The following is a 6,544-nucleotide window of genomic DNA, read 5'->3' as shown; positions in this document are numbered from 1 at the left end:
GGATTGCGCCAACCAGGTCCCTATACAAAGGCTTTCGGTGAACATCGCGCCCTTGGGCGTGCCGGTGCTGCCCGACGTGTAGAAGACCCAGGCCAACGGGTCTTCGCCCGCCGCGGCGACGTGCAGGGGCGCGGGTGGCAGGACCGCGCCGTGGGTGGCGACGGCATCGATCGTCTCGATGGTCAGCGCACTGCCCGCCTCGGACAGCCGCGCGACCGCGGCCTCGAAGGCGGCGCGCTGGTCATCGTCGCGCAGCTCGTAGTCGAACACGATCAAGCGATCGGGCGCGGTGCCCGCCAAGGCCGCCTCGACGGCGGTCGCGAGGTTGTCGAGGCCCACGGCCAGAACGCGCGGCCGGGTCTCGGCGAGGATCGGCGCGTGCTGGGCGGCGGGTGCGCTGGTCTGCAAGGGCACCACCACGGCGCCGAGGTGGATGCAGGCGCATTCGATGGCCGTGTAGTCGATGCTGGCGAACCCCAGCACGCAGACGAAGTCCCCGGCGCGAACCGGGAACCGTCGGTGGTGATGCCAATCGGCGGCCGTGGCCTGCACCCGCGCCCACAGATCGGCATAGGTGATCGTCTCGAAGCGCGGCAGGAAGTTCAGCGCCGAACGGCCCGTTTGCGGATCGGTGACGACCTCGCGGGCGCGCTGCGCGAGCGCCGGCCGCCCGGCGTAGCCCTGCAGGACGGTGGCCATCACCTCGGCGATCCGCAGCCCCGGAGCGCGTGCGGCCGCGGCGATTTCGTCGTCGGGCTTGGTATTGCGGAACTGTTCGTCGTCGGCGTACAACCGCTCACGCCTGCGCGCCAGGCGTTCCCACTGGTCCTGCTGCGCACCCGGATCTTTGACGTCACTGCGACCGACGAACGCCATCTATCACCACTTTCTGAGGTCAATCCGGATAGCTGACACCGGTGAGCCGTTCGGAGAGCCCCCACAGCTCGCGCAGGTCGGCCTCGCTGCGCGCCAGCCGGGGGACATTCGCGAAAGTGACACCGCCCCGGACCGTTTCGTAGAAGCCACGCGGCCCGTAGTATGTGGCGCCCTGCGCATCCGGGGACACCGCGGCGTACAGCGTCGGCTTGATGCCCTCGTCGATGTCGAGCCACATGAACGGCAGCAGCCGCCACGTCAGCTGCGTCAACCGGGCCTGCAAGGTCGGTGTGGTGCGACCGTACGACGCGCCGCTGAGCAGGTTCGTCTTGGTCAGACCCGGGTGCGCGGCGTTGGACATCAATCCCCACCCCCCGCATCGACTGCGCCGATCCAATTCGACGGCGAACATCAATTGCGCCAGCTTGGCGACCCCGTACGAACGCATGGGTTTATAGCCGCGTTGCGCGTTGACGTCGCCGAAGTCGAGATTGCCCTGGGTCGCGGCGAGGCTGCTGATCGTCACCACCCGCGCGGACTCCGCCGCCCGCAGCAAGCCAAGCAACCGTCCGGTCAGCGCGAAATGCCCCAAATGATTTGTGCCGAACTGCAATTCGAATCCGTCACGGGTCTGCTGCCGGCGCGGCGGCGTCATGACGCCGGCATTGTTGATCAGGATGTCGATCGGGCGGCCTTCCGCGGTCAGCTCTTCGGCCAGCCCGGCCACGCTCGGTAGCGACGACAGGTCGAGTTGCCTGATGGTGAGCTTGGCCTGCGGCACCTCCCGGCGGATGTCGGCGACCGCCCGCTCGCCCTTGGCCCCGTCGCGGACGGCCAGCACCACCTCGGCACCCGCGGCGGACAGCCGCTTCGCCAGGCCGAACCCCAGACCGCTGTTGGCCCCCGTCACGACGGCGAATCTGCCCCGCAGGTCGGGAACGTCCAGCGCGAGATCGGGTTTCACCATGTCACGGGCAACTCGTAGAGACCGTAGGCCAGCGCGTCGTGTTTGAACGGGAGCTCATCCAGTGGCACGGCGAGCCGCAGGGTCGGGACGCGGCGCAGCAGGGTGGGCAGGACGATCTGCAACTCCATGCGCGCCAGCTGCTGACCCACGCACTGGTGGCGTCCGTAGCCGAACCCGACGTGCGGCCCGTCCTCGCGCAGCAGGTCCAGCCGGTCGGGATTGGGGAACTGGCGCTCATCCCAGTTCGCGGGGGCGACGTCGAGGATGATGCCGTCACCGGCGCGGATGGTTTCGCCGCCGATCTCGATGTCCTCGACGGCGATTCGGCGCTGCCCGGTCTGGATGATGCTCAGGTAGCGCATCAGCTCTTCGACCGCGGTGGCGATGACCTTGGGATCGTCGGTGTCGTGCAACAGCGCTCGTTGATCCGGGTGTTCGAGCAACGCCGCGATGCTGAGGCTGATCATGTTCGCCGTGGTCTCGTGGCCCGCGATCAGCACGCCGGTGGCCAACTGCGCGGCCTCGCGCACGCTGATCTCGTCGGCGTTGACCCGCTCGGCCAGGTCGGATACCAGATCCTCTGACGGGTCTTGCATTTTCGCCCGCACCAAATTGGCCAGATACTTGGCCAACGAGGCAGCACCCTGGGCGGTGTCCTCCTCGGTCGCGTAGCGGCCCATGCCCCGCTGGGCCTGAGCCTGGAAGAATTCCGCGTCCTCATAGGGCACGCCCAGCAGTTCGCTGATGACCAGCGAGGGGACCGGCAGCGACAGGGTGCTGACGATGTCACCGGGCTTCGGGCCGGCGAGCAGGGCATCGATGTGGTCGTCGGTGATCTTCTGGACCGCCGGCCGCAGCGCCTCAACCCGCTTGAACGTGAACGGTTTAGACAGCATCCGGCGGAACCGGGTGTGTTCTTCGGCGTCGGAGGTGAACACCGAGCGGGGGCGCTTGTGCACCGTGGCCAGCATGCCTTCGTTCCAGTGCGGATAGCCGGGCAACCGGTCGTCGACGCTGGTGCGCGAATCGGTGAACAGCGCGCGTATCGCGTCGTAGCCGTGGATGAGCCAGGGGGTGCTGCCATCCCAGATCCGCACCCTGCTCAGCTGCTTGTCGGCGTTGAGCGCCAACACCTTCGGGGGTGGGGCGAACGGGCAGCCGGGGGCCCGCGTCATCGGGAACTCCGGGAGATCGGTGGCGGTGGATCCTGCGGTCATCGTGCTCCTCTGTTGTCGGCCTGCGCGGTGGTGTGTCCCGGCTGGCCGCCGGCCGCACCCACATGGACGGGCGCGCGCCAGAGGCCGACGATCGCGTCGATCAGCCCTTCGCCGGCCACCGGCCACGCCGACCGCGACCGCGGTCCGTGTTCGGCCAGTGCGCCCTCGTGTTCGGCGCAGGTGTGCATGAGTAGGTTGCGCACCATCACCATCCGTTCGGCACGCACTCGCTTGGGTAGCTCCGGCAGGCAGCGGTTGATGCCGTCGAGCGTGCGGACCAGCAGCGGTGACGCCAGGGCGTCCTTGGTGACCACATGCCGGTATGTCGGGTCGGCCATCGCCTGCGCGGCGAACCGGGCGTACCAGGTCGGGGTGCCCAGCGCGGACAGATGATCGGTCAACGGGCGAACCAGCGCGCCGACCCAGTCCCGCAGCTCGCTCGATTCGCCGATGGCGCCCAGCATCTGGGCGCGCAGTTCCTCGATCGGCTCGCGGTGCTTGCTCTCGATCGCGCGGAGCAGGTCGACCCTGGTGCCGAAGTGGTAGCACGCCGCGGCGTTGTTGCCCTGCCCGGCCGCCTCGCTGATCTGCCGATTGGACACGGCGTACATCCCGCGTTCGGCGAACAGCACTTCGGCGGCCGACAAGATCGCCTCGCGAGTGCTTGTCGACCTATCGGAGCGGGCGACCCGCTCGGCGGTCATCGCCTCAGTGAACACGCCGCGCCGGATTAAATCAAGCAATTTATTTATCCGGCGGCGATCGGTCGCGGGCCGTCGCCGAAACCCCGGTTCGTCAGCGGTATTTCATCGACGCGTCGCCCCAGTCCGGCACCCGCGGCATACAGTCGTCGCATGAATCCGCTGCAGCGGTGGGCCCGCAACCCGACGGTCTACCGCGTGCTGATCCTGAACGGTCACCGGCTCGTGGAGTGGCTCGAAGCCGCGCTGCGTTTCCTGACCAACGGACGCCTCGGCGTTTTGGATGTGGCCGGCCTGCCCAACGTGCGGATCACCGTCTCTGGTCGCAAAACCGGCCTCGCCCGCAGCGCCACCGTGCAATACGTCCCCCTCGATGGGGCCCTGTTGCTGATCGGAGCAAACTGGGGGCGCGCATGCCACCCATCCTGGTCCGCGAATCTCAAAGCGGCGCAACGTGTCACCATGCGCCGGCGTGGGCACCGTTGCGTGGCGGCGGTGCGCCTGCTCGATGGCGCGGAACGCGATGAAGCGTGGGACAAGGCGCTGGCGTCCTGGCCGAATTATCGCCTCGCCCAGGAACGCGCCGGCCGGCGCCGATTCCGGTTGTTTCTACTCACGCCCGCCGGATGAATCGCGATCGGCCGTCCTGCTTTTGGCCGACAGGGGGCCCTCAGCCCGCGTGGTTCTTGGTCAGGCGCGCGATCTCGGTGCCCCAGACGGATTGAGCACCAGCGTCGCCCACCCGGTAGATCTGGACCATCGACGAGATCCCCACCGCCAGCGCGACTATCGCGACGAGTGTCCGGGTGGCGGCGCGGCCCTTGTCGGATCGGCGTTCAATCACCCGCACGACGACGAGCACGACCGCGGTCGCCAGCAACGCGCCGGCGAAATAGGCCATCAGGCTGCCCCGCTCGGCGTGCTCGCGCAAGATCGGGCTGGGGTTCGCCCTCAGGTCGTAGAGCCATCCGCCGGCGTTGATGGTGATGGGCGTCAACACCATGGTGACCACGGCAAGGATCAACGTCAGCCACAGCAGCTGTCCGCGCCGGGCCGCCGGCCATAACCCGCACACGATCACCAGCAGGGCGGTCAGCGGCACCAGCACCAGGACGAAGTGCAGCCATAGGGCGTGAGCCGGCATGCCGTTGATGACGTTCATGGCGTCCCTCGCGGTTTGAAGCGGCGCCTAGCCGCCGAGCCCCTTCTTGATGGCCGCGTCCTGCTTCTGGCCGACGTCGTTGACGAAGTCCGGGGGTGCCAGCGTGTCGGTCGGCCCGTCGAACTCCAGCGTCGCGAGCGCCTTGCCCTCGGTGAAGAGCAGGATCACCACGCCCTTGCTGCGGTCGGGGGTGTTGCCCATCAGCATCGTTCCACCGCTGCCGATGTTGGACGGCTGCGTGGTGGGATCTTTGATCGCCCCGCCCTGTTGACCCTTGGCGGTGTTCAGCGCGTTGGTGGCGGCGTCGGGGTCGTCGAACACGTTGATGGTGACCTTGATGGCGTGGCTGCCGTCGTCGTCTTTGAAGGTGGTCGCCACGCCCGGCTGGCCGTTGGGATTGTCGGTCGGGGGAGCGGCGGTGAAGGGGACCGGGGCGTTGATGTCACTGGCCTGGATCAGCAGCTTGGTGTACTCGTTGGGCTGCGCCGGTGACGCCGGCGCCGAGCTGCTGGGTGCGGAGGTTGCCGAGGTGGCCGATCCCGACTTCGACGGCGACGGCTGCGGTTTGTTGTTGCCGCAGCCGGCGACCGACACCGCAAGTGCCGTCGTCGCTGCGACACCCGCGAGCACCGTTCGTGACATCCTCATCGCATCGAGCTCCTTCCAGGTTTTCCTGGCGACACCGTCGGGTGATCCTTCGAATCGCACAGTACATTGCTGCGCGGCGGCGGATGCCGCGCAGCGTCCTGGGGAGCCGAGCGCTACTCGAGCTGATCGCGCAGGCAGCTCAGCGTGTTGGCCAGGATGCGGGACACCTGCATCTGGGACACGCCGATGCGCTCGGCGATCTGGCTCTGCGTCATGGATTCGAAGAACCGCATGCGCAACACCTCGCGTTCGCGCTCGGGGAGGGTGGCAACCAACACCCGCAGCGCTTCCCGGTTGGTGATGTGCTCGATCTGCGGATCGATGTCGCCGACCGAGTCGGCCACCGAGCGAGGAGTTCCCGAACTGTCGGCGCCGAGCGGCGCGTCGAGGGAGTCGAGCCGGTAGGCGTCGCCGGCGACGAGGCATTCCACGATCTCCTCGCGCGGAACCTCGAGCACCTGCGAAAGCTCACCCGCGGTGGGCGCACGGCCGAGTTGTTGCGACAAATCGGCGGTCGTCCTGCTGATCTGCACGTGCAACTCGCGCAGCCGCCGCGGGACGCGCATTCCCCAGCTGTAGTCGCGGAAGTAACGCCTGACCTCGCCCATCATCGTGGGGACCGCGAAGCCGATGAAGCTCGGACCCTTCGCGGGGTCGAACCGGTTGACGGCGTTCATCAGGCCCAGCCGAGCAACCTGAATGAGATCGTCGAGGCCCTCGCCCCGGCGGGCGAAGTGGCTGGCCACGTGGTCGGCCAGCGGCAGGCACCGGGACACGATGCGTTCGCGCTGATGGGCGTATTCGTACGATTCGGCCGGCAACTCCTGCAGTACCAGGAACATTTCGACGACATCGTCGTAGGAATCATCGGATTTGGTGGTCCGCGTGGTCGGGGCCGGACGGGTTGCAGAAATTACGTTGGTCATCGGCTGGCGCACCCCATGTTCACTCGAAGAATCGGGTAAACGGTTGC

The 6,544-nt window shown here is 67.7% G+C and carries 8 protein-coding genes; 1 reads left to right on the top strand and 7 read right to left on the bottom strand.

What is annotated here, in order from left to right; all coding sequences use genetic code 11:
• From A5659_RS24480 to A5659_RS24465, 4 genes are all read right to left on the bottom strand, one after another.
• A partial coding sequence (locus A5659_RS24480; protein WP_156749351.1) for an AMP-binding protein occupies positions 1-876 on the bottom strand: 876 nt, incomplete at its 3' end.
• 19 nt (positions 877-895) lie between these two features.
• Positions 896-1,843: an SDR family oxidoreductase gene (locus A5659_RS24475; protein ID WP_067021362.1), complete on the bottom strand. Its 948-nt coding sequence runs from the start codon at positions 1,841-1,843 to the stop codon at positions 896-898.
• Positions 1,837-3,060 carry a cytochrome P450 gene (locus A5659_RS24470; protein WP_066861314.1) on the bottom strand — a complete coding sequence of 408 codons (1,224 nt, stop codon included), beginning with the start codon at positions 3,058-3,060 and terminating at the stop codon, positions 1,837-1,839. The genes A5659_RS24475 and A5659_RS24470 overlap by 7 nt, the downstream gene beginning before the upstream one ends.
• The gene (locus A5659_RS24465) at positions 3,057-3,779 is read right to left on the bottom strand and encodes a TetR/AcrR family transcriptional regulator (RefSeq protein WP_066861317.1); all 723 of its coding nucleotides are present in this window, start codon (positions 3,777-3,779) and stop codon (positions 3,057-3,059) included. Before A5659_RS24465 ends, A5659_RS24470 begins: the two co-directional genes overlap by 4 nt.
• A gap of 135 nt (positions 3,780-3,914) precedes the next feature.
• On the opposite strand from A5659_RS24465, the gene A5659_RS24460 reads away from it, so the two are divergent.
• Positions 3,915-4,391, top strand: a complete 477-nt coding sequence (locus tag A5659_RS24460; protein ID WP_066880667.1) for a nitroreductase family deazaflavin-dependent oxidoreductase — start codon at positions 3,915-3,917, stop codon at positions 4,389-4,391.
• 40 nt (positions 4,392-4,431) lie between these two features.
• Here the strand turns inward: A5659_RS24460 and A5659_RS24455 are convergent, their stop codons facing one another.
• The 3 genes from A5659_RS24455 to A5659_RS24445 form a co-directional block, all read right to left on the bottom strand.
• Positions 4,432-4,923, bottom strand: coding sequence for a DUF2231 domain-containing protein (locus A5659_RS24455; RefSeq protein ID WP_066880669.1), 492 nt, complete (start codon positions 4,921-4,923; stop codon positions 4,432-4,434).
• Between the two features lie 27 nt (positions 4,924-4,950).
• Positions 4,951-5,571: a hypothetical protein gene (locus tag A5659_RS24450; RefSeq protein WP_067021360.1), complete on the bottom strand. Its 621-nt coding sequence runs from the start codon at positions 5,569-5,571 to the stop codon at positions 4,951-4,953.
• Between the two features lie 113 nt (positions 5,572-5,684).
• Positions 5,685-6,497, bottom strand: a complete 813-nt coding sequence (locus A5659_RS24445) for a SigB/SigF/SigG family RNA polymerase sigma factor (RefSeq protein ID WP_066861329.1) — start codon at positions 6,495-6,497, stop codon at positions 5,685-5,687.
• Positions 6,498-6,544: the final 47 nt, after the last annotated feature.

The organism is Mycobacterium sp. 1165196.3 (assembly GCF_001673415.1).
Lineage (GTDB): Bacteria > Actinomycetota > Actinomycetes > Mycobacteriales > Mycobacteriaceae > Mycobacterium > Mycobacterium europaeum_A.
Note: the sequence above shows the minus strand (reverse complement) of the source record. Positions and strands in the feature narration are given on the sequence as shown.